Origin of the sequence: Amycolatopsis sp. lyj-90, from assembly GCF_046549035.1 — a bacterium.
Classification (GTDB): domain Bacteria; phylum Actinomycetota; class Actinomycetes; order Mycobacteriales; family Pseudonocardiaceae; genus Amycolatopsis.
The window spans coordinates 498,836-522,641 of sequence record NZ_JAJPWP010000003.1 but is presented as its reverse complement, the minus strand read 5'-3'; the positions used below and the strand labels follow the sequence as shown (position 1 = coordinate 522,641).

25 protein-coding genes are annotated in these 23,806 nt (G+C 69.3%); 10 read left to right on the top strand and 15 right to left on the bottom strand.

The window, feature by feature from the left end; all coding sequences use genetic code 11:
• Window positions 1–153 precede the first annotated feature (153 nt).
• Window positions 154–1,440, bottom strand: a complete 1,287-nt coding sequence (gene eno, locus ACLJPX_RS13970; RefSeq protein WP_101610592.1) for a phosphopyruvate hydratase — start codon at window positions 1,438–1,440, stop codon at window positions 154–156.
• Window positions 1,441–1,533: 93 nt separating this feature from the next.
• Window positions 1,534–2,010 carry a VOC family protein gene (locus ACLJPX_RS13965; RefSeq protein ID WP_410600448.1) on the bottom strand — a complete coding sequence of 159 codons (477 nt, stop codon included), beginning with the start codon at window positions 2,008–2,010 and terminating at the stop codon, window positions 1,534–1,536.
• A gap of 72 nt (window positions 2,011–2,082) precedes the next feature.
• Here ACLJPX_RS13965 and ACLJPX_RS13960 point away from each other — a divergent pair, with 72 nt between their 5' ends.
• Window positions 2,083–2,496 (top strand): tetratricopeptide repeat protein, encoded by a 414-nt coding sequence (locus tag ACLJPX_RS13960; RefSeq protein ID WP_184895625.1) that lies wholly within the window; start codon window positions 2,083–2,085, stop codon window positions 2,494–2,496.
• Between the two features lie 9 nt (window positions 2,497–2,505).
• On the opposite strand, the gene ACLJPX_RS13955 is transcribed toward ACLJPX_RS13960, so the two are convergent.
• Window positions 2,506–3,075 carry a helix-turn-helix domain-containing protein gene (locus ACLJPX_RS13955; RefSeq protein WP_101610594.1) on the bottom strand — a complete coding sequence of 190 codons (570 nt, stop codon included), beginning with the start codon at window positions 3,073–3,075 and terminating at the stop codon, window positions 2,506–2,508.
• 54 nt (window positions 3,076–3,129) lie between these two features.
• Here ACLJPX_RS13955 and ACLJPX_RS13950 point away from each other — a divergent pair, with 54 nt between their 5' ends.
• Complete coding sequence (locus tag ACLJPX_RS13950; RefSeq protein WP_410600447.1) at window positions 3,130–4,050, top strand: NAD(P)/FAD-dependent oxidoreductase; 921 nt, start codon at window positions 3,130–3,132, stop codon at window positions 4,048–4,050.
• Here ACLJPX_RS13950 and ACLJPX_RS13945 read toward each other — a convergent pair.
• Complete coding sequence (locus ACLJPX_RS13945) at window positions 4,023–4,730, bottom strand: murein transglycosylase (protein ID WP_410600446.1); 708 nt, start codon at window positions 4,728–4,730, stop codon at window positions 4,023–4,025. The genes ACLJPX_RS13950 and ACLJPX_RS13945 overlap by 28 nt on opposite strands.
• Window positions 4,731–4,808: 78 nt before the next feature.
• On the opposite strand from ACLJPX_RS13945, the gene ACLJPX_RS13940 reads away from it, so the two are divergent.
• From ACLJPX_RS13940 to ACLJPX_RS13920, 5 genes are read left to right on the top strand one after another with little or no spacing between them, the layout of a single operon-like run.
• Window positions 4,809–4,955 carry a hypothetical protein gene (locus ACLJPX_RS13940; RefSeq protein ID WP_410600445.1) on the top strand — a complete coding sequence of 49 codons (147 nt, stop codon included), beginning with the start codon at window positions 4,809–4,811 and terminating at the stop codon, window positions 4,953–4,955.
• Window positions 4,956–4,993: 38 nt separating this feature from the next.
• Window positions 4,994–5,836, top strand: a complete 843-nt coding sequence (gene efeU, locus ACLJPX_RS13935; protein ID WP_410600444.1) for an iron uptake transporter permease EfeU — start codon at window positions 4,994–4,996, stop codon at window positions 5,834–5,836.
• A gap of 5 nt (window positions 5,837–5,841) precedes the next feature.
• Window positions 5,842–6,972, top strand: a complete 1,131-nt coding sequence (efeO, locus tag ACLJPX_RS13930) for an iron uptake system protein EfeO (protein WP_410600443.1) — start codon at window positions 5,842–5,844, stop codon at window positions 6,970–6,972.
• Window positions 6,969–8,234, top strand: coding sequence for an iron uptake transporter deferrochelatase/peroxidase subunit (efeB, locus tag ACLJPX_RS13925; protein ID WP_410600442.1), 1,266 nt, complete (start codon window positions 6,969–6,971; stop codon window positions 8,232–8,234). Before efeO ends, efeB begins: the two co-directional genes overlap by 4 nt.
• A 34-nt stretch (window positions 8,235–8,268) precedes the next feature.
• Entirely contained in the window at window positions 8,269–8,679 is a 411-nt protein-coding gene (locus ACLJPX_RS13920; protein WP_101610599.1) for a PPOX class F420-dependent oxidoreductase, read from the top strand.
• Between the two features lie 65 nt (window positions 8,680–8,744).
• On the opposite strand, the gene ACLJPX_RS13915 is transcribed toward ACLJPX_RS13920, so the two are convergent.
• The 6 genes from ACLJPX_RS13915 to ACLJPX_RS13890 are packed head-to-tail and all read right to left on the bottom strand — an operon-like array spanning window position 8,745 to window position 13,330.
• Window positions 8,745–9,317, bottom strand: coding sequence for a hypothetical protein (locus tag ACLJPX_RS13915; protein ID WP_410600441.1), 573 nt, complete (start codon window positions 9,315–9,317; stop codon window positions 8,745–8,747).
• Entirely contained in the window at window positions 9,314–10,684 is a 1,371-nt protein-coding gene (locus ACLJPX_RS13910) for a hypothetical protein (protein WP_410600440.1), read from the bottom strand. Before ACLJPX_RS13910 ends, ACLJPX_RS13915 begins: the two co-directional genes overlap by 4 nt.
• The gene (locus tag ACLJPX_RS13905) at window positions 10,681–11,484 is read right to left on the bottom strand and encodes an ABC transporter ATP-binding protein (protein WP_410600744.1); all 804 of its coding nucleotides are present in this window, start codon (window positions 11,482–11,484) and stop codon (window positions 10,681–10,683) included. Before ACLJPX_RS13905 ends, ACLJPX_RS13910 begins: the two co-directional genes overlap by 4 nt.
• A 17-nt stretch (window positions 11,485–11,501) precedes the next feature.
• Window positions 11,502–12,320, bottom strand: a complete 819-nt coding sequence (locus ACLJPX_RS13900) for a zf-HC2 domain-containing protein (RefSeq protein ID WP_410600439.1) — start codon at window positions 12,318–12,320, stop codon at window positions 11,502–11,504.
• On the bottom strand, window positions 12,317–12,859 hold the full coding sequence (locus ACLJPX_RS13895) for a sigma-70 family RNA polymerase sigma factor (protein WP_184895647.1): 543 nt from the start codon (window positions 12,857–12,859) through the stop codon (window positions 12,317–12,319). Before ACLJPX_RS13895 ends, ACLJPX_RS13900 begins: the two co-directional genes overlap by 4 nt.
• 54 nt (window positions 12,860–12,913) lie before the next feature.
• Window positions 12,914–13,330 carry a winged helix-turn-helix transcriptional regulator gene (locus tag ACLJPX_RS13890; protein WP_410600438.1) on the bottom strand — a complete coding sequence of 139 codons (417 nt, stop codon included), beginning with the start codon at window positions 13,328–13,330 and terminating at the stop codon, window positions 12,914–12,916.
• A 67-nt stretch (window positions 13,331–13,397) separates the two neighbouring features.
• Between ACLJPX_RS13890 and ACLJPX_RS13885 the strand changes: the two genes are divergently transcribed.
• Window positions 13,398–14,312: an NADP-dependent oxidoreductase gene (locus ACLJPX_RS13885; protein ID WP_410600437.1), complete on the top strand. Its 915-nt coding sequence runs from the start codon at window positions 13,398–13,400 to the stop codon at window positions 14,310–14,312.
• Here the strand turns inward: ACLJPX_RS13885 and ACLJPX_RS13880 are convergent.
• The 4 genes from ACLJPX_RS13880 to ACLJPX_RS13865 all read right to left on the bottom strand — a co-directional run bounded on the left by ACLJPX_RS13880 (window position 14,309) and on the right by ACLJPX_RS13865 (window position 20,998).
• Complete coding sequence (locus ACLJPX_RS13880; RefSeq protein ID WP_410600436.1) at window positions 14,309–15,229, bottom strand: MazG family protein; 921 nt, start codon at window positions 15,227–15,229, stop codon at window positions 14,309–14,311. The two genes, ACLJPX_RS13885 and ACLJPX_RS13880, sit on opposite strands and share 4 nt — an antisense overlap.
• Window positions 15,226–16,230: a hypothetical protein gene (locus ACLJPX_RS13875; protein ID WP_410600435.1), complete on the bottom strand. Its 1,005-nt coding sequence runs from the start codon at window positions 16,228–16,230 to the stop codon at window positions 15,226–15,228. Before ACLJPX_RS13875 ends, ACLJPX_RS13880 begins: the two co-directional genes overlap by 4 nt.
• Window positions 16,231–16,472: 242 nt before the next feature.
• Window positions 16,473–20,027: a transcription-repair coupling factor gene (mfd, locus tag ACLJPX_RS13870; RefSeq protein WP_410600743.1), complete on the bottom strand. Its 3,555-nt coding sequence runs from the start codon at window positions 20,025–20,027 to the stop codon at window positions 16,473–16,475.
• Between the two features lie 56 nt (window positions 20,028–20,083).
• Window positions 20,084–20,998 (bottom strand): LLM class flavin-dependent oxidoreductase, encoded by a 915-nt coding sequence (locus ACLJPX_RS13865; protein WP_410600434.1) that lies wholly within the window; start codon window positions 20,996–20,998, stop codon window positions 20,084–20,086.
• A gap of 86 nt (window positions 20,999–21,084) precedes the next feature.
• On the opposite strand from ACLJPX_RS13865, the gene ACLJPX_RS13860 reads away from it, so the two are divergent.
• Together ACLJPX_RS13860 and ACLJPX_RS13855 are read left to right on the top strand one after the other, a co-directional pair.
• The gene (locus ACLJPX_RS13860) at window positions 21,085–21,876 is read left to right on the top strand and encodes a helix-turn-helix domain-containing protein (RefSeq protein ID WP_410600433.1); all 792 of its coding nucleotides are present in this window, start codon (window positions 21,085–21,087) and stop codon (window positions 21,874–21,876) included.
• A 21-nt stretch (window positions 21,877–21,897) separates the two neighbouring features.
• Entirely contained in the window at window positions 21,898–23,082 is a 1,185-nt protein-coding gene (locus ACLJPX_RS13855) for a PQQ-dependent sugar dehydrogenase (protein WP_410600432.1), read from the top strand.
• On the opposite strand, the gene ACLJPX_RS13850 is transcribed toward ACLJPX_RS13855, so the two are convergent.
• The gene (locus ACLJPX_RS13850) at window positions 23,079–23,804 is read right to left on the bottom strand and encodes an SDR family NAD(P)-dependent oxidoreductase (protein ID WP_410600431.1); all 726 of its coding nucleotides are present in this window, start codon (window positions 23,802–23,804) and stop codon (window positions 23,079–23,081) included. The two genes, ACLJPX_RS13855 and ACLJPX_RS13850, sit on opposite strands and share 4 nt — an antisense overlap.
• Window positions 23,805–23,806: the final 2 nt, after the last annotated feature.

Here is a 23,806-nt window from a genome sequence, read left to right as displayed (position 1 = left end):
CGCCGCCAGGCTGCGGCGCAGCCGGGTTCGGGCGCGGACCTCCGTCGTCGTCGTACGGCGGGCGCGCTCCGGACGGCGGCCCCTGCCGGAGCCACCGCCTTCCGCGCGCCCGTTACGACGGGTCCGCGCCCTCCCCCGGTCCGCCATAGCTCGTTATCCCTCGGCGCTGAACCGGGGAAATGCCAGGTCGCCAGCGTAGCGCGCCGCGTCGGCGAGGGTTTCCTCGATCCGGAGCAGCTGGTTGTACTTGGCGATCCGCTCGCCGCGCGCCGGGGCGCCGGTCTTGATCTGGCCGACACCGGTCGCGACGGCGAGGTCCGCGATGAAGGTGTCCTCGGTCTCGCCGGACCGGTGGCTCATCATCGACTTGTAGCCGTACGAGGTGGCCAGCGAGATCGCGTCGAGGGTCTCCGACAGCGTGCCGATCTGGTTGACCTTCACCAGCAGCGCGTTGGCGGCGCGGCGGGTGATGCCCTCTTCGAGGCGGTCCGGGTTGGTGACGAACAGGTCGTCGCCGACGATCTGGACCTTCTCGCCGACCTCGGCGGTCAGCTGGACCCAGCCGTCCCAGTCGTCCTCGCTCAGCGGGTCCTCGATGGACACGAGCGGGTAGTCGCGCAGCAGTTCGGCGTAGTAGGCCGACATCTGCTCGGCGCTCTTCTTCGCGCCTTCGAAGGTGTACGCGCCGTCGGAGTAGAACTCCGTCGCGGCGACGTCGAGCGCGAGCGCGATGTCGCGGCCCGGGGCGTACCCGGCCTTCTCGATCGCCTGAAGGATCAGGTCGAGCGCCTCGCGGTTGTTCTTCAGGCTGGGCGCGAAGCCGCCTTCGTCGCCGAGGCCGGTCGCCAGGCCGCGGCCCTTCAGGACCGACTTCAGCGAGTGGTAGACCTCGGTGCCCCAGCGCAGGGCCTCGCGGAACGACTCGGCGCCGATCGGCGCGATCATGAACTCCTGGATGTCCACATCGGTGTCGGCGTGCGCGCCACCGTTGAGGATGTTCAGCATCGGCACCGGCAGCACGTGCGCGTTCGGCCCGCCGAGGTAGCGGAACAGTTCCAGTTCGGCCGAATCGGCGGCGGCCTTCGCGACGGCGAGCGACACACCGAGGATGGCGTTCGCGCCGAGGCGGCCCTTGTCCGGGGTGCCGTCGAGATCGACCAGCTTCTGGTCGACGATGCGCTGGTCCACGGCGTCGGTGCCGACCAGATCCGGGCCGATTTCGTCCAGGACGGCCGCGACCGCGCGCTCGACACCCTTGCCGTTGTACCGGCCGGTGTCGCCGTCACGCAGCTCGACGGCTTCGTGTTCGCCGGTGGACGCACCCGAGGGGACCGCGGCCCGCGCCAGCGTGCCGTCGTCGAGAGCCACCTCCACTTCGACCGTCGGGTTGCCTCGCGAGTCAAGAATCTCGCGAGCGCCTACCTGCTCGATGAGCGCCACGCCATGCTCCTCATGTGGGTTGTGCCTGCGGTGACCGGCCCCAGCCTAGCCGTCGGCACGGTTCACCCGTTGGAGGCACGCGCCACACAGGACCTACTCGGCGACTGGTTCACCTGCGCGGACTTCCCGCCAGCCCGACGGCAACTCGACGGTGTCGGAGAACTGCTGCCAGAAGGTCCAGCTGTTGCCGCCGATGTCGGAGACGGTGAACACGCGGGCACCGTAGGGCTGATCCTGCGGCGCGTCGAGGTCGGCGTCGTCGCCCAGCGCGGCGCGGACCCGCTCGTACTGCGCGTCGGCGTCGGGGACGTAGACGATGTTCAGCTGCCCGACAGGGCCGTCGACGCCCTTGGCCGCCCAGTATTCGGGACCGACCCCGGCCAGCTGGATCTTCGCCGGACCGGCGCACAGGGTGGCCTGGAACACCTCACCGGAGGCGTCGGCGAAGCGCACCTCCTCGGTGAACCCGAACACTCTGACCAGCCACGCGACCGCTTCGGTCGCGTCGGCGTAGTAGAGGTACGGCGCGAGACCGAGGTATTCGGGCCTGTCCTCTTCGGCACTGCTCATGGCAAGACAGTCCACCATGACCGTTTCAGCTCCTCGTGAACGGCCCTGCCCAGGGGTATCGTGGAGCGGACCATGATGGATGCCGAACCCGCCCCAGAACCCGGTCCGGACTCGTCCGGCGAATCGCGGTTCCGTGCCTTCCGACAGGCCGAGGCCCTGGTCGAAAGCCGCAGGCCGCTCGACGCCCTCAAGGCCCTCCAACCGTTGCTGGAGGAGGAAACCGACAAACCGAGCGTGCAACTGCTGGCGGGCCGCGCGTACTTCCACTCCGCACAGTTGCGACGGGCCGAACGCGCCTTCACCCGGGTGCTGGAGCTGGACCCCACCGATCATTACGCCCGGTTCGTCTTGGGGCGGACCCTCCAGCGCCTCGGCCGGTTGACCGAGGCGCTCGCGCAGATGCGGATCGCGTCGGCGATGCACCCGATCCCGGAGTACCTGGAGGCGATCAGCGAGGTCAGCGCGCGGATCGCGTTGCGCGACTGACCCGGGCTCTCAGGTGGACTTGGCCCGCAGGTGGGCCCGCTCACCCTGCTTGCCGAACAGCACCAGCAGTTCCACCGGCCCCGGTCCCGCGCTTCCGAACCAATGCGGCACCCGCGTGTCGAATTCGGCGGCCTCGCCCGGACCCATCGTGAAGTCACGGTCGCCGAGCACCGCCCGCAACCGTCCACTGAGGACGTACATCCACTCGTAGCCCTCGTGTGTCCGTTGCACCGGTTCGATGTTCTCGACCGGGATCAGCAGTTTGAACGCCTGCGGCTGACCGGGCTGCGCGCTCAGCGACCAGGCGGTGAACCTGCCGAACTTCTGCGGTTTCATCCGGACCCGCGGATCGGACGGCTCGGGTTCGCCGACCAGTTCGTCGAGCGGGACCTTGTGCGCCTCCGACAGCGTCAGCAGCAGCTCCAGGGTGGCCTTCCGGGTGCCCGATTCGAGCCGCGAAAGCGTACTGGCGGAGATCCCCGTCGCCTCCGAGAGCGCGGAGAGGGTGGTGCCGCGTTCCTTGCGGAGCTGCTTGAGCTTCGGGCCGACCTCGGCGAGCCGCCGTTCGATGTCCTGCATGCCCCCAGTTTGCCAAACCGGCAATGAACTTTGCCAGATTTCGACGGAAGTCGGATGCTCGGGACCATGAGCAACGAATTCGACGTGGTGATCATCGGCGGTGGTGTCGCGGGCCTCAGCGCGGCCTTGGTACTGGGCAGGGCGCGGCGGAAGGTCGCCGTGATCGACGGCGGCACGCCGCGCAACGCGCCCGCCGCGCACGCGCAAGGTTTCCTGACCAGGGACGGCATCCCGCCCAAAGAACTCCTGGGCATAGGCCGTGACGAAGTACGCGGATACGGCGTGGAACTCATCGACGACGTCGTCCACCGGCTGCGGCACGACAAAGCGGTGGAGCTGGCGAGCGGCCGGGTCGTCAGCGGGCGCCGGATCGTGATGACCACCGGGCTGGCCGACGAACTGCCGGACGTCCCCGGCGTCGCGGAGCGGTTCGGCACCGACGTGCTGCACTGCCCGTACTGCCACGGCTGGGAAGTGCGCGATCAGCGCTTCGGCGTGCTCGCCACCTCCGAGAAGTCGGTCCACCAGGCGCTGATCGTCTGGCAGTGGAGCAAGGACCTGACGTTCTTCGCACACACCCAGGAGATCTCGGCGGACGACCGGGCGAAGCTGACCGGACTGGGCATCCGGATCGTCGACGGGAAGGTGTCCGAGCTCGCCGTCGAAAACGACCGGCTGGCCGGGGTCCGGCTCGTCGACGGCGACCTCGTCGAACGCGACGTCGTGTTCGTCGGCCCGAAGTTCGTCCCGCACGACCGGCTGCTCGCCCAGCTCGGCTGCGCGCGCACCGAAGACGGTTTCGTCGCGGTGGACGCGCAGGGCCGGACGAACGTGGACGGCGTCTGGGCGGCGGGGAACGTCGTCGACCCGATGGCGCAGCTGGTCGTCGCGGCGGGCGACGCCTACCGGATGGCGACCGCGCTCAACTTCGGCCTGGTGCTCGAGGATCAGGGCGCGACGCTGGCGTCCGCGTAGGCGTCGGCCGCGCTGAAGACCTCCTGGGCGTACGGAACGGCGGGGTTGAACATCCGCATCGACTTCCACCATCCCTCCGGGGTGGCGACGTCGTCGCCGGCGGCGCACAGGTAGCGGGCGGTGGCGAAGGCGGCGTCATCGAGGTTCTTCGGATCCGGCGGCTTCCCGTCGCTGGTGGCCCGGACAGCGTGCTTGGCCCAGATGTCGGGCGTGAGCGTGATCGGGCCGGGCCTGCCCTGCGCCGTCTCGACGTGGGAGATACCGGCGAGGGTCGCCCAAGAGAGGTGACAACCCGGCTTCTGCCGCCGAAGCCACATCTCCGCCCGGCCGTAAGCGGACAGATCGGTGGCGGACAGCCGCGTCTTCGCGGCCACCCGGTTCGCCCAGGTCTCGAGTTCGGCCGCGTCGGAAACGGTGGGCCGGTCGGGCGGCGCGGCGAGCCCGGCTCGCGGCGTCGCCACCCCCGGCTGCGGCTTCTGGTCGGGAACCGCGAGCGCGGGCTGCGGTTGCGCCGGAGGGGGCGGCTCGTCCCCACCCGGCCGGTTCATCCCGACGGTCATGATCAGCACCACACCGGTCAGCACGAGCCCGCCCGCGAAAGCGAGCCTGGGGACGTACGGCGGCAGAGGGCGCGCTGGATGCTCCGGGGCGTCGATGCTCGACTGGGCGGTTTCGGCCACCCGGTCAGGTTACTTCGCCACACTGCCGGGGGATGACCCATTCGGAGGAGCAGGTCAGCGGACGGTAAACCGGCGATCGTGGCGCCGATTCGTTATGTGATCCGCGCGGTGCGCGCTGACCTGCGGATGCTTTCCGCGCGCCCGTCCGATCAAGGTCTGTTCAAGCGGTTCGTCCACATTCGCCACCACCCGGCCGAGCTGGACTTTCAGGCAAGGCTTACCTAAAACCAGGGGGTTCAGTCAGGACGACCAGGGAGAACGACGTGTGGTTCGCGAGTGCGCTCATCGGCCTGCGTGAAGGTCTGGAGGCCGCCCTCGTCGTCAGCATCCTCGTCGCGTTCCTGGTCAAGACCGATCGGAAGCACGCGCTGCGCTGGGTGTGGCTCGGTGTCGGCGTCGCCGTCCTGCTGTCGGTCGGGATCGGCGCGATCCTCACCTACTCCACCGCTCAGCTGTCCTTCGAGCAGCAGGAACTGCTCGGCGGCACCCTGTCGATCGTCGCGGTCGGTTTCGTGACGGCGATGATCTTCTGGATGCGCAAGGCGTCGAGGACGATCGCCGCCGAGCTGCGCGGGAAGCTGGACGAAGCGCTCAACGTGGGCCCGGTCGCCGTCCTCGTCCTGTCGTTCTTCGCCGTCGGCCGCGAAGGCCTGGAAACGGCGGTGTTCTTCTACTCGACCGTGCAGACCGCCCAGGGCGGGACGACCGAACCGCTGATCGGTTTCACCGCGGGCATCCTCACCGCGGTCGTGCTGGCGTATCTGATCTACCGCGGCGCCGTCCGGTTCGACCTCGGCAGGTTCTTCACGATCACCGGCGTCCTGCTGGTGTTCGTCGCGGCGGGCGTCCTCGGCTACGGCCTGCACGACCTGCAGGAAGCCGCCTTCCTCCCCGGTCTGACCACGCTCGCTTTCGACGCGTCGGCCGTCCTGCCGGAGACCAGCTGGTACGGCGCGCTGCTCAAGGGGATCTTCAACTATTCGCAGCAGACGACGGTCCTGCAGGCCGTCGCGTGGGTCGCGTACGTGGCGATCGTGCTGCCGCTTTTCCTCAGGCCCAAGAAGAAGGCCGCGACGGCTCCCGTCGCGGCCGCGGTTAAGGAGTGACCACCGTGTCCCGTCGATTCCCGCTCGCCGCTCTCGCCGGCGTCGGCGCCCTGGTGCTCACCGCCTGCGGTGGTGGCGAGGAAACCCCCGCCGTGGCAGGCGGCCCGATCAAGGTCGAAGCAACGGACAGCGCGTGCGCCGTCTCGGTGAACACCGCGAGCGCGGGCAACGTGACCTTCGAAATCACCAACAAGGGCAGCAAGGTCACCGAGTTCTACCTCTACGCCGAGGGCGACCGGATCATGGGCGAGGTCGAGAACATCGCGCCCGGGCTGAACCGGCGGCTCATCGTCGAGGTCGCCGAAGCGGGCAAGTACCAGACCGCGTGCAAGCCGGGGATGACCGGCAACGGCCTCCGCGGCGACTTCACCGTCACGGGCGGCGGTGCGAAGCAGACCGACCCGAACTCGCAGAAGGCGCAGGCGGTCAAGAGCTACGCGGAGTACGTCGCGAACAACACCAAGGCGCTCGACGAGGAGACCACCAAATTCGTCGCGCTCGTGAAGACGGGCAAGACCGACGAGGCGAAGGCCGCCTACGCCCGGACCCGCGTCTACTTCGAGCGGGTCGAGCCGGTGGCCGAGAAGTTCGGCGACCTCGACCCGAAGATCGACGCGCGCGAAGCCGACCTCGAACCGGGTCAGAAGTTCACCGGGTTCCACCGGCTGGAGAAGGACCTTTGGGTGACCGGGCTGCAGCCCGACGCGCCCCAGATCGCCGACCAGCTGCTCGCCGACGTCAAGGAACTCGTCACCAAGTCGGCCGCGATCGAACTGAACGCGCTCGACCTGGCCAACGGCGCCAAGGAACTGCTCGACGAGATCGCCACCGGCAAGATCACCGGCGAAGAGGAGGCGTTCTCGCACACCGACCTCTCGGACTTCCAGGGCAACCTCGACGGTTCGAAGGCCGCGATCGCCTCGCTGCGCCCGTTGCTGCAGGCGAAAGACCCGGCCCTGGTGTCCACTTTGGACAAGGAGTTCGGCAATGTGCAGGCGTTGCTGGACAAGCAGCGCGAAGGCGACGGTTTCAAGCTGTACACCGCGCTGAGCCAGGACCAGATCAAGGAATTCGCGTCGGCGGTCGACGCGCTGAGCGAGCCGCTGAGCAAGGTCGCGGAGGTCGCGGCGCAATGACCGGGACGGAGGACACCCGGGTCTCCCGCCGGAAGCTGTTCGGCATGGCGGGAGCGGGTGCCGCTCTCGTCGGAACCGGCGCGGCCGCCGGATTCGGGGCGAACCGGCTGCTCGGCGGGGACAGCCCGGCACAGGCCGCGCAGAGCGTCGTCGAGTTCCACGGCGAGCACCAGGCCGGGATCGTGACGCCGGTCCAGGAGAACCTGCATTTCGTCGCGCTGGACGTGACGACGAAGGATCGCGAAAAGCTCGTCAAGCTGCTGCGCACGTGGACGGACGCCGCACGGCGGATGACCGCGGGCCGGGAGGTCGGAACGGGCGGCGCCGTCGGTGGCGCCCCCGCCGCGCCGCCGAGTGACACCGGCGAGGCCCTCGACCTGGCGGCGTCGTCGCTGACGCTGACGATCGGTTTCGGCCCTTCGCTGTTCGACGACCGGTTCGGGCTCGCCCCGAAACGGCCCGCCGCGCTGATCGACCTCCCTCTGTTCCCGGCGGACAAACTCGACCCCGCACGCAGCGGTGGCGACGTCTGTATCCAGGCGTGCGCGGACGATCCGCAGGTCGCGGTGCACGCGATCCGGAACCTGGTGCGGCTGGGCTTCGGCGTCACCGCGGTGCGCTGGTCGCAACTCGGGTTCGGCCGCAGTTCGTCGACGTCGCGGGCGCAGTCCACGCCGCGGAACCTGTTCGGGTTCAAGGACGGGACGCGCAACGTCAAGGCCGAGGAGGCCGACGTCCTGCGCGACCAGGTGTGGGCGACGGCCGAAGACGGGCAGCCGTGGATGGCGGGCGGGTCGTTCCTGGTGGCCCGCCGGATCCGCATGCACATCGAGACCTGGGACCGGGAATCGTTGCGGGGGCAGGAAGGCATCGTCGGCCGGTCGAAGGGCACGGGCGCGCCGCTGGGACAGGCCGCCGAGTTCGACGAGCCCGACTTCAACGTCGGCGGCGCGGGTGGCGAGAAACTCATCCCGGAGGATTCACACGTCCGGCTCGCCTCGCACGAGAACCTGAACGGGGCGCGCATCCTGCGGCGCGGCTACAACTTCGTCGACGGTTCCGACGGTGTCGGGCACCTCGACGCGGGGCTGTTCTTCCTCGCCTTCAACCGGGACACGCGCAAGCAGTTCGTGCCGATGCAGCAGGCGCTGTCGTCGAAGGACGCGATGATGGAGTACCTCCAGCACACCGGATCCGCTCATTTCGCCGTGCCACCGGGCGTGCGTGAAGGCGGTTTCTGGGGCGAGGGCCTGTTCGCTTGACCTCCAGCTAAGTGGAGGTCGCACACTGGATTCCATGTTCAGTGAAGCGGAACTCGACTACCTCGCCACTCAGGGACTCGGACGGCTCGCGACGGCCCAGCCGGACGGGACACTGCAGGTCAGCCCGGTCGGTTATGCCTACAACACCGAGACCCGGACGATCGACATCACCGGCTACGAACTGGCGAAGAGCAAGAAGTTCCGGAACGTGGCCGCCAACGGGCAGGCCGCGTTCGTGGTGGACGACATGCCGTCGCAGGACCCGCCGAGGATCCGCTGCCTCGAGATCCGCGGCCGGGCCGAGGCGCTGACGGGCGCCCGCACGGCCGACGGTCATTTCGACGGCGCGGTGATCCGGATCCACCCCTCGCGGATCATCAGCCTCGGCGTCGACGACCCGGACCACGACCCGCTCGACCTCGTCCCGCACAACCGGAACGTCTGACCGGCGGATGTCATGAAAGGGGCTTTCCTGACGAATTCCGTCAGGAAAGCCCCTTTCATGACACTTCAGCGGCGATTACCGAAGACCGCGTAGGTACCCAGGCCCACCACACCGAGTACCACGGCGGTCCACGTGGCCGCGGGGACGCCGGCGGGCTGGAGAAGCCAGGTGATCGCCAGGTGCGCGGTGTCCGTGCCCGACGTGGTGGCCCAGACCACGAACGAGACGACGAACACGAACAGCGGCAACGCCCACCCGAAGGCCCCGCCGAACAGCACCGCGGAGATCCCCGCGAGGCCGAGCAGTCCGCCCGCGTTCCGCGTAAGGATCTCCACCGGCACCTGCTCCGCCTCCCACAGCCGGGGCAGGAGCACGGCGCCGAAACCGAGGCCGCCGATCAGGAGGAGATGCAGGCCGCGACGGGGAATCCACCGGATCGCGGCGGTCCGGTCGAGATCGGCGTCCTGTCCGCTCAGCCCGGTCGCCATCACCGCGACCGCGGCCGTGAGCGCCAGGGAAACCGGGATCATCGACCAGTGGTCCCTGGCCAGGAACCAGATCACCGCCGTGGTCACCACCAGCGCCGCGAACGAGGCCGGCACGCTCCGCGACCGCGCGTACAGCACCGCCCACCTCATCGGGCCCCACCGAGCAGGATGTCGAGCTGGTTACCCCGGCAGGCCAGGCCCGCCTGTCGCACCGCGATGACCCGCTCTCGCTGCACGTCGGCCGGGAGGGCACGGAAGGTCTCCTGCTTCTGGGCGATTTCGTTCTTCACCTCGTCGCTCCAGTAACCGCTCAGCGTCTTCCACTCGCCGAGGAACCAGTTCGAGGTGATCGATCGCGCGGTGAGTTCGTCCATAAAGGACTTGTCGACGCCATGGGCGGAATAGCAGGTCGGCGTCCCGGCGCCGGCGACCAGCGCCCGCGTCACGTCTTCCGGGACCAAGAGCGAACGGACGGACCAATCCAGCAGGTCCAGGGAGACGGTGTCGGCGGCACGCGGCGGCACCTCGTCGTAGCCCAGCCGCCGGTCCTGTACCGCGACCTTGACCGGCGCGTCCGGCAGTGTTCCCAGCAGCCGCAACGCCTTCTTGCCCGGCCCGGCGAGACGGGGCAGTTCGGACTCGAGCATGCGGGGGACGCAGACCGGGCCGTCGCAGATCATCGCCGTCGCGTGCGGGTCGATGACCTTCCCTTCGGCCGTGGTGCCGGGAAGAACGGGCAAGGCGATCCCGACCGCCACCAGCGCGGGGACGACGGCGAGTGCCTTCGCCCGCTTGGAGCGGACCGCCAGCAGGAGGAACCCTGTCGCGGCCAGTCCGGCGAGCCAGATCACCTGCCCGAGATCCATCCGGCCTGCGGTGGTGTTGAACGGATCGTCGACGACGTCCATCGCGGGAGAGAGCAGCGAGACCCGGAACGGCACGAACCCGGACAGCAAGCTGCCCTCCCCCGCGGCGAGCTGGAACAGGATCGCGGCCGCGAACGCGGCGACGGCCACCGCGGGCGCGGTCAGCGGATGCGGCAGCAACCGGCCGATCCCGAGCCCGATCCAGGCGCCCGCGAGCATCCCGAGGACACCGACCACGACGATCGGCAGCCAGCCGAAGGTGAAGAACCCGCCGTTGAAGATCGCCTGGACGGCGCCGACTGCGAAGATCAGCAGGTAGCCCAGCACCAGCAGGCCGCCCAGCGCGCCGGCGAGTTTCGCGGCCCGCTGCCAGCCGGGCCGCGGCAGGGTGGTCATGAGTTCGGCCGTGCCGGACCGGCTGTCCCGCATCCCCTGGATGACACCGGCGCCGATCGCGATCGGCCACAGGAACACCAGCAGGAACCGGCTCCATTCCGCGGCGGGCACCCAGTGCTCGTTCCACGCGATCGGTGATCTCGTCCACGGACCGGAGAACGAGTACAGGAATCCGAACGCGACGACGAGGATCGCGAGCGTGGCCCAAGGGGCGATGGAACGGCGGAGTTCGATCCGCAGAATCCGCGTGTTCACCAGTTACCCCTCCCCGGCTCGTGCCCGAGCAGCGCCGAATAGCCGCGCTCGATCGGGCTGTCGCCGACGTACTCCGCGGTCCCGGCGGCGGCCATTTCGTCCGGGGTCCCCTGGAAGACGAGTTTGCCGTTTTCGAACAGGACGACGTCGGTGCACGCCGTGGCGACGTCCTCGACGAGGTGCGTCGAGACGACGACGCAGGCGTCACGCCCCATTTCCTGCATGAGTTCCCGGAACCGCACGCGCTGCGCCGGGTCGAGTCCGGCGGTCGGCTCGTCCAGCAGGAGGAGGTCGGGGTCGTTCACGATCGCCTGGGCGATCCCGACCCGCCGCACCATGCCGCCGGAAAGCGTCTTCATCTTGTCGTCGGCGCGATCGGCGAGGCCGACCCGTTCGATCGAACGCTGCACCGCTCCCGGGATGTCCTCTTTGGACATTTCCTTGAGCCACGCGATGTACTCGACGAACTCGCGGACGGTGAAGCGCTTGTAGTAGCCGAAATTCTGCGGCAGATAGCCGATCCGGCGGCGCAGGCGGCGCTGATCGGTGAGCCCCCCGACGGACTCACCGAGCAGCGCCAGCCTTCCCTCCGCCGGCCGGAGCACCGTCGCCAGCGCCCGGATCAGCGTGGTCTTCCCCGCCCCGTTCGGGCCGAGCAGACCGTGCACCCCCGTGCCCAGTTCCAGGTCGAGCCCGTTCACGGCGTACTTGCGTTTGCCGACCCGGACCTTCAGTTCCTCCGCCTCGATTTGCCACGCGTAGGTCGTGGGTGCGACCTCCGCGGCCCCGACGGCACGCATCATGTTCTCCCCTTCGTTCATCGTTCGGATCCGCCGAGCAGGCCGAAGGCGCTCCGGCGGAGCACCACCACGGCCATGGTCAGCGCGAAGATCACGCCCCAAACCGGAAGCAGGTCGGGTTCGAGCACGGTGGCTCGTCCCTGCGAAGCCACCGCGGGCGCCAGGACCACCACCACCCAGATCCCGGCCAGGACATACGCCGCGCGGGTCACCCCGATCAGCCCGCCGAGCGCGAGTGTCCCGGTGGTGAAGGCCAGGCTCGGCAGGAGAGCGAGCCCCCCGAAGCCATCACCGCCGAGCCAGCTCGCGAGAACCTGCATCGGCAGCACTATGGCGAGGACAGCCGTCGTCCGGCGCAGCAGCAGGTAGAACCCGCCCCTCGGCGCGGAAGTGACGAGTTCGTAAGCGGGATCGAGGCCCTTGGACCAGGACACCGCGACCCCGAGCACCGGCAGCACCGGTGAGAAGAGCTGGACGAACGAGTAGTTCCGGCTCCACGTGAAGCTGGCCCAGTCCAAGAGGAATCCCGTCGCCGGGAGCAGGATGATCATCACCAGCCACGGCAGCATCACCGGCGTCACCCAGGTGTGCAGCCGCCCGGCCCACCGGCTCCGTGACCGCCCCGGCCCCGTTTCGGCTAGTTTCGGGCCCAGCCCCGCCCAGACGTCGTCCACCAGCGCCGACACCGTGGGCAGGCTGACCGCGGACAGCCTCCCCCGGCATTCCGCGCAGGTTTCGAGATGGGCTTCGATCGCCCAGACCTCGTCGCCCGCCAAGCCTTCGTCCCCTCGGACATAGCCGGCAAGGAGCTGTCCGGACACGTGTTCCTTGTTCACGACAGCGCCTCCCGCATCGCGATCCGAGCCCGCCTGGCGCGGGTTTTGACGGTTCCTTCCGGCACGCCGAGCAGGACCGCGGTCTCCCGGACGGTCAGCCCGTCGAGCACCATGGCCTGCAAGACCTGCCTTAGTTCGGGAGCGAGCCGGCGCAGCGCGTCGCCGACGTGGTCGCCGACCGCACCGGCCAGCGCCTCGTCTTCGGCGGCGGGCGCCACGGCCGCCTCCGCGACCGGCAGCGGCAGCGCGTGCTTCGCCCGGCGGCGGAAAGCGTCGACGAGCCGCCTCGCGGCGATCGTCCACAACCAGCCGACGGCGCTCCCGCCGACGGCCGAACCGGCGAACGCGCCGGCCGCACGCCAAACCGCGAGGTAGGTCTCCTGCATCACCTCGGCGACGATCTGCTCGTCGGCGCAGCGACGGCGCAGGCGTACGGCCAGCCACGGCGACGTGCGGCGGTAGAGCTCCTCGAACGCCGCGCGGTCACCTTTGGCCGTGCGGCGGACGAGCTGCTCTTCGTCCGGTTCCGTTCCCTTCACACCCGGCAAGACGCCGAGTCCGCCGAATCGGTTCTCACCCGATTGTGTCCCGCATCACAGCGGCCGTACCACTTCGGACGCTTTCTCGTCGAAAGCGGAGCGTGCGGCGAAGATCTGGTCGACGTTCTCGACGGCCCATTCGGCGACGGCGTTCGTCAGCCTGCCGACATCGACGCCGAGCGGGGTGAGCCCGTACTCGACCCGCGGCGGGACGGTGGGATAGACGTCCCGCCGGATCAGCCCGTCCCGTTCCAGGGAGCGGAGGGTCTGGGTCAGCATCTTCTGCGTGATCCCGTCGAGCAAACGGCGAAGTTCGCTGAACCGCATCGGCCGCTCGTAGCGCCGGATCGCCCCGAGAACGTAAAGCGCCCACTTGTTCGCGAGCACCTCGATGACCGTCCTGGACGGGCAGTCACGACCGTGCACCGCCACCCATTCTTCGAATATCCGCCGCTCATCGAAGGTACCCATGAGGTACCTAGATACCAGTGCGGTGCCTACTTCACAACGGGTACCTGGCAGCGACATGCTCGTTCCCATGCGGAAGATCCAGCAAGTCTCGTTCGGCGGACCCGACGTTCTCCACCTCACCGAATCGGAAAAGCCTGTTCCGGGCGAGGGTCAGGTCCTCGTGCGCGTCCACGCCGCAGGAGTGAATCCGGCGGATTGGAAGATCCGGAACGGGCTGGTCGTCGGCGACCTGCCCTTGACCGTGGGGCTCGACTTCTCGGGCGTGGTCGATTCCGCCGGAACGCGGTTCCAGCCCGGCGACGAGGTCTACGGCGTCACGTTCCCGCCGGACGGCTCGTACGCCGAATACGTCGCGGTCAGCGAGGACGCGCTCGCGCTGAAACCGCGAAGTCTCGATCACGTCCACGCGGCCGCGCTCCCGATCGCGGCGCTGACCGCGTGGCAGCCGTTCACCAGGCTGTTCCCGGTCGGACCGGGACACCGCGTGCTCGTCCACGCCGCGGCGGGCGGGGTCGGGCATCTCGCCGTGCAGATCGCCAAGGCCAAGGGCGCGTACGTCGTCGGCACCGCGCGCGAGGCCAAGCACGACTTCCTCCGTGAGCTCGGCGCGGACGAACTGATCGACTACACGACCAGCGATTTCGCGAAATCGCAGGACGTCGACGTCGTGCTGGACCCGATCTCCGGCGAGTACGGTCCCCGGTCACTGGACACGCTCAAACCGGGCGGTGCGCTGATCGACATCGTCGGGCACGGTCCGGACCGGACGGAGGTCCGGCGGAAGGCCGAGGGCCTCGGTCTCCATTTCGCCGAGTTCTACGTCGCCCCGTCCGGAACGGATCTGGCGGAAATCGCGACTTTGGCCGACGCCGGTTCCCTGCGGGTCTCGATCGCCGAGGTCCTCCCGCTCGAACAAGCGGCGAAGGCGCACGAACTGAGCGAATCCGGACGCGTCCAGGGCAAGCTCGTCCTGACGGTCTAGCTCGGCCAGAACTTGCGCCAGCCGTCGGCCTCGAGCGTCGTCGGTTCGAGACCGGCGTCTCGGGCGGCCTGTTCGGCATCGCGGATGTCTTGCGCGAACCGCTTCGCGACGGCACGGAGCTCGCCTTCGGGGTCGATCCCGGCCCGGCGAGCGGTCGCGGCGACCCGGAACAACTGGGCCGCCGCTTCGGAACCTTCGGGGAACAGGTCGAGCGGGATCCCGGCCCGGCCGCTGCGCTGCCCGAGCTTCCCGGCCAGCGCCACGGCGGGCTGGCCGAGCGCGACGCCGTCCACAATGGACTGGCGGCTCTTCTCGGCCTGCTTCAGTTCTTCCCACTTGAGGTTCTGGTGGTCGACGGTCTCGACTCGCGGGGCGTCGGTGAAGACGTGGGGGTGACGTCCGACGAGCTTCGCGACCAGATCGGACGCGACCTCGTCGATCCCGAACGGATCGGTCGCGTCCTCGATGGCGACGCGCGCGTGGAACAACACCTGGAGCAGGACGTCACCGAGTTCTTCGCGCAGGGCGGCCCGGTCGCCTTCCTCGATCGCGTCGAGCAGCTCGTAGGTCTCCTCGACCAGGTATTGACGCAGCGACTCGTGCGTCTGGACGGCGTCCCACGGGCATCCGCCCGGCGAGCGGAGCCGGTCCATCACCTCGGCGGCCTCGACCAGCGGCGGAACGGGCGCTTCCAGCACCCGGGCACCCGCCCTGATCAGCGCCGCGGCCTTCGGTTCCCGGCGCGAACCGGCGATGAGCACGAGGCCGCGCACCGGTGCGTCACCGAGCGCGGGCACACCGAAAACGCCGGGATCGACATCCGAAGCCGCGTACACGGCGTCGCTGTTTCGCAAGATCGGAAGTGCCGCGGCGGGCAGTGTCGCCCCGCGGGCGATCACGACGACGGCAGCGGTCACGGGTTTTGCGGGGTGGCGCCGTGCACCGGCAGCACGATGCCCTTTTTCGAAGCTTCGTTGGGCGCGAGGTCCATGCCCACGACATCCCACACGCCGTAGCGCGGGTTGACCTTGAGGCCGACCTGGTCCAGGTACGGCTGGAGGAGCCGGATACCCACGTTGGCCAGCTGCTGGGCGCTGGGCTGCGCGGCCTGATCCGACGCGACGGGCTTGTCGGCGGTCCGCTCACGCACCACGACGACGACCCACAGCGGCTGCTGCGGCGTCGGCTGGAACGCGGCGACGGTGTTGGGCTCGAGCCCGAACAGGACGGTGGCCGCGGTCGCGGGCGACTGCATCGCCGGCAGCTTCTGACCGGTGCCTGCCTGCGTGTCGGACGTCTTCTGGTCCTGCGCGATCAGTTCCGCGGCCGCGTTCGGCGAGGCGGCGAACTTCCGGGCCTTCTCGATCGCCTGCTCGCGCAGCTTGTCCGCGTCGGAACCGGTGGCGTCGGTCGAGGAGACCGAGCTGAAATCGAAACTGACGGTGAGCTTGTCCAGATACTTCACCGCGAGCTGGGTCTGCAGCGCCGCGTCGACCAGGGCTTCGCGGTGATCCCGCACGCGCGCGACGAGCTGCTGCACGCTGATCGCGGGATCGTCCTGCTGCTTCGCCTCCATCGGCTTCGCCAGCGGATCGTTCTGCAACGCGGCCACGACGAGGGACTCGTCGACGCGGACGCCTTCGCGCTGAGCGGCACGCTCGGTGAGGTCGTGGAGGATCTCCTGGCGCACGATCTCGCGGCCGACGAGGTCGAGCTTGTGCTCCTTGGCGAGCTGCTGCCCGTACGGATGCTCACGGACGGCCTTGTCGATCAGCTGCTGCACGCGATCGACCGAAACGGACTTGCCGTCGACGATCACCGCCGCACCGACCTGTCCCGGTCCGGCGTTGCATCCGGCGAGAAGGAGAGACCCGGCAAGAACCCCGACCAGCGCACGACGGCGCCCCATGATCCGCATCACAGGGCCTACCCTCTCATACCGGCCCCAGCGAGAGAACCAGGTCATAAGGGCCTGTTGGCGGAGCTGAGATTCGACCGGAAGCAACCCAACGCGTGAACCCGCCTCGGCCGAAGGCCCCGCTATCGCGGCGGCAGGGCGCCGTCTCCGCTCTCCCTGACGTGGAAGACCAGGTCACGCCCTGTCGACGTCGATCGCGGCCGCGGGTTCACCGGTAGACATCTGGTGCGATTCGAGTTCGCTCACGCGACGGGTGCCGGCGACTTCATCAGGTTCGTCAGCAGCTTCGCGCACCAATCCAGCAGTTCCTCGTCCCTCAGCACCGGAGCACCGATTCGGCCGCCCGCCGGCCCCTCGGTCGGCTTCGGCACGGAAACCGTGTTCGTCACCGCCTTGAAGAGAGCCTTGGGGTACAAGCGCTTCAGCCGCACCATCTGCGAATCCGCCAGCGGCAGCGGCGCGAACCGGATCGACGAGCCCTGGACGGCGACCTCGGTGACACCCGCCGCGCGGCAGGTGTGCCGGAACGCGGCGACGGCGAGCAGCCGTCGCACGGCGGCGGGCGGCTGGCCGTAGCGGTCGACCAGTTCTTCGCGCACGGCGTCGAGCCCGGCCTGATCGGGCGCGGCCGCGATCTTGCGGTACGCCTCCAGCCGCAACCGCTCACCCGGGACGTAGTCGTGCGGGATGTGCGCGTCCACCGGGAGGTCGACCCGGACATCGGCGAGTTCTTCTTCCTCCGCCGTGTCCGCGCCCGCGTGCCGCCGGAACGCGTCGACCGCTTCGCCGACGAGCCGCACGTACAGATCGAAACCGACACCGGCGATGTGCCCGGACTGCTCCGCGCCGAGGATGTTGCCCGCGCCGCGGATCTCCAGGTCCTTCATCGCCACGGCCATCCCCGCGCCCAGTTCGGTGTTCTGCGCGATGGTCGCCAACCGGTCGTGCGCCGTTTCGGTGAGCGGCGCTTCCGGCGGGTACAGGAAGTACGCGTACCCGCGCTCGCGACCGCGCCCGACCCGGCCGCGCAGCTGGTGCAGCTGCGCCAGGCCCAGCAGGTCCCCTCGTTCCACCAGCAGCGTGTTGGCGTTCGAGATGTCCAGCCCGGTTTCGACGATCGTGGTGCAGACGAGTACGTCGTACTCGTTCTCCCAGAAACCCTGGATGATCTTCTCGAGTTTGTCCTCGTTCATCTGCCCGTGCGCGGTGACGACACGCGCCTCCGGCACCATCTCGCGAATACGCTTCGCGGCCTTTTCGATCGAAGAAACCCTGTTGTGCACGTAGAAGACCTGGCCGTCGCGCAGCAGTTCACGCCTGATCGCTGCGCCCACCTGCTTGTCGTCGTACGCGCCGACGTAGGTCAGGATCGGGTGCCTGTCCTCGGGCGGGGTCAGGATCGTGGACATCTCGCGGATCCCGGCGAGCGACATCTCCAGCGTTCGCGGGATCGGCGTCGCCGACATCGTCAGGACGTCGACGTGTGTCCGCAGCGCCTTGATGTGTTCCTTGTGCTCGACGCCGAACCGCTGCTCCTCGTCGACGATCACCAGGCCGAGATCCTTGTACCGGATCCCGGTCTGCAGCAGGCGATGCGTGCCGATCACGATGTCGACGTCACCCGAGGACAGCTGTTCGAGGATCGCGTCGGACTCGACCTTGTTCGTGAACCGCGAGAGTCCCCTGATCTTCACCGGGAACGAACTCATCCGTTCGGTGAAGGTGTTGAGATGCTGCTGCGCGAGCAGTGTCGTGGGCACCAGCACCGCGACCTGTTTGCCGTCCTGCACCGCCTTGAACGCCGCGCGCACCGCGATCTCGGTCTTGCCGTAGCCGACGTCGCCGCAGATGACGCGGTCCATCGGGACACCGCGTTCCATATCCGACTTGACCTCGTCGATCGCGGCGAGCTGGTCGTTGGTCTCGGTGAACGGGAAGGCGTCCTCGAGTTCGCCCTGCCACGGGGTGTCCTGCCCGAACGCGTGCCCGGGCGCGGCCTGCCGCGCGGCATAGAGCTGCACCAGTTCGGCGGCGATCTCCTTGACCGCCTTCTTCGCCTTGGCCTTGGTGTTCTTCCAGTCGGACCCGCCGAGCTTGTTCAGCGTCGGCAGCTCGCCGCCGACGTAGCGGGAAACCTCGTCGAGCTGGTCGGTCGGCACGAACAACCGGTCTCCGGGGTGCCCGCGCTTGGAGGAGGCGTACTCCAGCAGCAGGTACTCACGGGTCGCGCCGGCGACGGTGCGCTGCACCATCTCGACGAACCGCCCGATGCCGTGCTGGTCGTGCACGACGTAGTCGCCCGTCTTGAGGGCGAGCGGGTCGACGGCGTTGCGCCGCCGCGACGGCATCTTGGTACTGAAGTCCTTTGTGGACGTTCCGGCGCCGGAACCCCGGCCGGTCAGGTCCGACTCGGACAGCACCACGAGAGCCCGCTCCGGCGACACGAAGCCGTCCGAAAGCCCGCCGCACGTCACCGTGACGACGCCCGCCGTCAGCGGCCCGATGAGACCTTCCGCCAGTGACGCGGGCACGTCCCCCGCCGACAGCTGCTCGACCGCGCGGGCAGCGGTGCCGTGCCCGGCGACGACGAGCACGGCCGTCCCGCCCGCGGCCGTGTGCGCGCGCAGGTCGGTGGTCGCGCGCTCGACCTCGCCGCGGTAGTTCGGCGCGGCCTCGATCGAGACGCTGTAGACGTCGGGATCGTCGCTGGCCAGCTGCGTCAGCGTCCACCACGGACGCTTCGTCTCCTGAGCGCGCTTCGCGATCTCCGCGAGGTCCCGGTACGCGGACGCGCCGAGATCGATCGGCGCCTGGCCGCCCGCGGCGGCCGTGGTCCAGGACGCCTCGAGGAACTCCTGCCCGGTGCGGACCAGGTCGGCCGCGCGGGCGCGGATCTTCTCCGGATCGGCCAGCAGCACGTGCGTGCCCTGCGGCATCGCGTCGGTCAGCAGGTCCAGCTCGCCCTCGCACAGCACGGGGATGAGCGCCTCCATGCCCTCGACGGGGATCCCGCCGGACAGCTTGGTGAGCATCTCGGTGAGCTGCGCGTCCGCCTCGTAGGTCGTCGCCAGCTCGGCGGCCTTCGCCCGCACCGACTCGGTGAGCAGCAGCTCACGGCACGGCGGCGCGCTGACGTGCTGGATCTCCCCCGGCAGCGAGCGCTGGTCGGACACCGCGAACGCGCGGATCTCGCTGACCTCGTCGCCCCAGAACTCGATCCGCACCGGATGCTGCGCCGTCGGTCCGAACAGGTCGAGGATGCCGCCGCGCACGGCGAATTCGCCGCGCTTCTCGACCATGTCCACCCGTGTGTACGCCAGCTCGACCAGCTGCTCCAGCAGCCCTTCGAAGCTCTGCTCCTCGCCGACGACCAGGTCGATCGGCGCGAGCGAACCGAGCCCGGGCGCCATCGGCTGGATGAGGCTGCGGACGGTCGCGACGACGACGCGCAGGGCGTCGGCGCCGGTCTTCAGGCGATGCAGCACCTCCAGCCGCCGTCCGACGGTGTCCGCCCGCGGGGACAGCCGCTCGTGCGGCAGCGTCTCCCAGGACGGGAAGTCGACGACGGCGTCTTCGCCGAGGAACGACTTCAGCGAGGCTGTCAGTTCTTCGGCCTCGCGGCCGGTGGCGGTCACCGCGAGCACGGGGCGACCGGCGCCCTCGTCCGCGGCGAGGGCACCGGCGACCAGCTGGCGGGTGGCGATCGCGCCCTGGAGCTCGAGCACCGGGGCACCGGCCCGCTCGACGACCCCGCGAAGGGCCGGATCGGGAAGGATGGAATGAAGGAGTCCGGACAATGGAGCGTTTGTCACCGTCCCAGCCTACGTGGGGGCACCGACAGTCCGCCGCGCGATTACCTGGGCAAGGCTTCGACCACCTTCGGAAGCTGCTCGTCGAACTCCGCCGGTTCCTGCGTCGCGATCCGGATCAGCACGTGTTCGGCACCCGCGGCCCCGTATTCGCGAAGCCTCTCGGCGACCTCTTCGCGACTGCCCGCGATCTGCACTTGGATCTTCTCGACGAAGTCCAGCGGAACGCCGTAATTGCGCTGCGCGTAGTCCTCCAGTCGCTCACGTGCCCGGATCGGGTCATCTTCGATGAGCACTGTCGCGAACAACGCGGGCGTCACGGGACGTACGGCTGCTTCGCGGATCTTCGCGAGGCCGTCGACGTAGTCCTCGACGTCGGGCGGATACGGCAACCAGCCGTCGTAAAGCCGCCCCGCCCGCTCCAGCGCCCCTGGGGTGAACGCGGCCAGCCATACCGGAGGACCACCCGGACGGTGCGGCTCCGGGTACTCCGGAAGGGTGTCGTAGCGCAGCACCTCGCCGTGGAACGGGCCGGTCTTCCCGCTCCAGACGTGCCGCCACAGCGCGACGATGTCGTCGAGCCGGGCGCGACGGCGTTCCCAAGGGACTCGGGTGAAGGCGAATTCGGGTTCGCTGCGGCCGGCGAACCCGGCTCCGACGCCGAGCGTGATCCGGCCCTGGCTGAGCAGGTCCAGCGAAAGGATCGTGTTCGCGGAAAGAACCGGATCCCGCAATGCCGGAAGCAGCGCGGCCGTGCCGAGCGTGACCCGCTCGGTTCTGGCCGCGAACGCGCCGAGCAACGTCAACGGATCGATAGGTGCTGTCGCGAGGGTGTCACCGACCCAGACCGAATCGAGGCCGAGGCGTTCGGCTTCGACCGCGATGGCGACCATTCCCGGCGCGGTGCGCCCGGCGTCGAGGATGGACCGATAAGTGGGGACGACCAGACCGAATTTCATGCCGGAAGCATCTCCGCGACGGGGAATCGTCTCAATTCCCTCGAGGGAATAGCGGCGCCGCCGGCGCTTCGGCCAAGATGACGACCATGGTTTCCGGATTCGGCCCCGCGCTGCGGGGCTGGCGCGAACGGCGGCGGCTTTCCCAGCTGGAACTGGCATTACGGGCCGGAACCACCCAACGGCACGTGAGTTTCCTGGAAGGCGGCCGGTCGATCCCCGGCCGCGGCTTGGTGCTGCGCGTCGCCGAATCGCTCGAACTCCCCCTTCGGGAGCGCAACGGCCTTCTGCTCGCGGCCGGCTTCGCTCCGGGGTTCCCCGAAACGGCGCTGGACGACCCCAGGCTCCTGCCGGTTCTCGACGGCATGCGGCGCCTGCTCGACGGGCACCGGCCGTACCCGGCCATCGTGGTCGACCGCTACGGCGTTCTCGTCGCCCGCAACGACGCGCTCGACCTGCTCTTCGAGGACGTGGCACCGGAACTGCTGGAAGAGCCGGTCAACACCCTGCGGCTCGCCCTGCATCCGAAGGGAATGGCGCCGCGCGTGCGGAACCTCGCGGACTGGGCGCGGCACATCCTGGAACGGCTGACCCAGGAGATCGCGCACGCGCCCGACGAGCGGCTCACCGAACTGCTGGCCGAACTCGAAGGTTACGTTCCGGAACCGGGGCCGCCCGGTCCCGATCACCTCGGATTCGCCGTCCCGATGCGCCTGTCCACTTCGGCGGGCGAACTGCGGCTGATCACGGCCATCACGACGTTCGCGACCGCCGCCGACGTCACGGTGTCGGAACTGAAACTGGAGACGTTCCTTCCCGCCGACGCCGAAACGGCGAAGATCCTGACCGGACGATCCGGTTCGTTCCTCGCGGGCGATTGAGCACGATGGCATGCTGATGCCATGCGCACTCCCGCCGTCGTCGCGATCGCGTCCCTGTCTTTGCTGGTCACGGCCTGTTCCGGGGCGTCGAGCGAAACGGTGCAGAGCGCACCGCCGGTCACCTCGAAACCTTCCGTGACGAAACTGAAGGTCGAGCAGGTGACGGCCGGGCTCGAACACGGCTGGGACGTCGGCTTCCTGCCGGACGGGAAGATCCTCGTCACCCAGCGCCCGGGGAAGCTGGCCCTGGTCGAGGGCGGTACGAAACGCGACGTCGCCGCCGACTTCTCCGACGTCCACGTGCGCGGCGAGGGCGGCCTGATGGGGATGGTGATCAGCAAGGACTTCGCGACTTCGCGGGAGTTCATCACCTGCCAGACCCACAAGGAGGGTGACAAGGCCGTCGACATCCGGCTGGTCACGTGGCGGCTCTCCGAGGACGGCGCGAGCGCCGCGAAGGTCAAGGATCTGCTGACCGGGCTGCCGGTGAACTCCAGCGGCAGGCATTCGGGCTGCCGTCCCGCGTTCGGCGCGGACGGCGCGCTGCTCGTCGGCACCGGCGACACCGCGCGCCCGGCCTTCCCGCAGGACCGCACGAACCTCGGCGGCAAGGTGCTCCGCATCGACGCGAAGACCGGGAACCCGTTGCCGGACAACCCGTTCATCTCGTCGGCGAACCCGAACGAACAGCGCGTGTTCACCTTCGGGCACCGCAACGTCCAGGGCGTCACGGTCCGGCCGGGTTCCGGGCAGGTGTTCACCGCCGAGCACGGGCCGACCATCGACGACGAGGTCAACCTGGAACGCGCCGGCGCGAACTACGGCTGGGACCCGTCCAAGGGCGGCACCGAAACCAGCTACGACGAAGGCGTCCCGATGACCGACACGCAACGGTTCCCGGACGCCGTCAGTCCCTTGTGGACGACCGGGGAGATCACCGAGGCGATCTGCGGCGCCGAGTTCCTCGCCGGATCGCAGTGGGGCGCGCTCGAAGGCTCCCTCGCCGTGACGGCGCTGAAGGGGCAGAAGCTGCTCCTGTTCCGCCTCGACGACGCGGGCAAGGTCACCGAAGTGACGCTGCCGCCGGAGTTCGACGACAAGTTCGGCAGGCTGCGCGCGGTCCGCAGCGCCCCGGACGGCTCCCTTTACGTGACGACCTCGGAAGGCAAGGACGACAAGCTGCTGCGCGTCACCCCCGGCGCCTAACGGCCGAGGTGCGCGCCGCCGTTGACGTGGACGACTTGGCCGGTGACGTGCCGCGCGGCCGGGCTCGCCAGGAAGGTCACCACTTCGGCGACGTCCGCGGGGTCACCGGCGCGTTTGGTCAGCGTGTTGCCGATGAGCCACTCCCGGCGCTCGTCGGACAGCTTGCCGTTGAAGAACTCGGTGTCCCCGACCAGTCCGGGCGCGACGATGTTCGCGGTGATCCCCCGCGGCCCGAATTCCCTTGCCACGTCGACGTTCCATGCCTCCAGCGCGGCCTTGGCGGCGCCGTAGGAACCGGCGCCGGTGTGCGCGGCGATGGAGCCGATCGTGACGATCCGCGCGCCGTCGGCGAGCCTTTCCCGCAAGGCACGGGTGACCAGCACGGCGCTGAAGACGTTCGCGTCCAGGTTGGCCTGCCAGTTCGCGGCGAACGCTTTCAGGTCCCCGGCGGGCCCGTTCCGGAAGTCGGTGTTCCCGCCCGCGTTGTTGACCAGGACGTCGACGCGCTCCGGCAGTTCGGCCAGCGCCCGTTCCACCGCGTCCGGGTCGGCCGCGTCGAACGGGACCGGGTTCGCCCCGAGCAACGTGGCGGCCTCGGTGAGGACCTGTTCGCGACGCCCGGTGATCGTCACCCGCTCGCCCAGCGCGGCGAACGCCGCCGCGACCGCGTAGCCGATTCCCGTTCCGCCGCCGGTGACCACTACTTCTCTGCGCTGCCCCATGG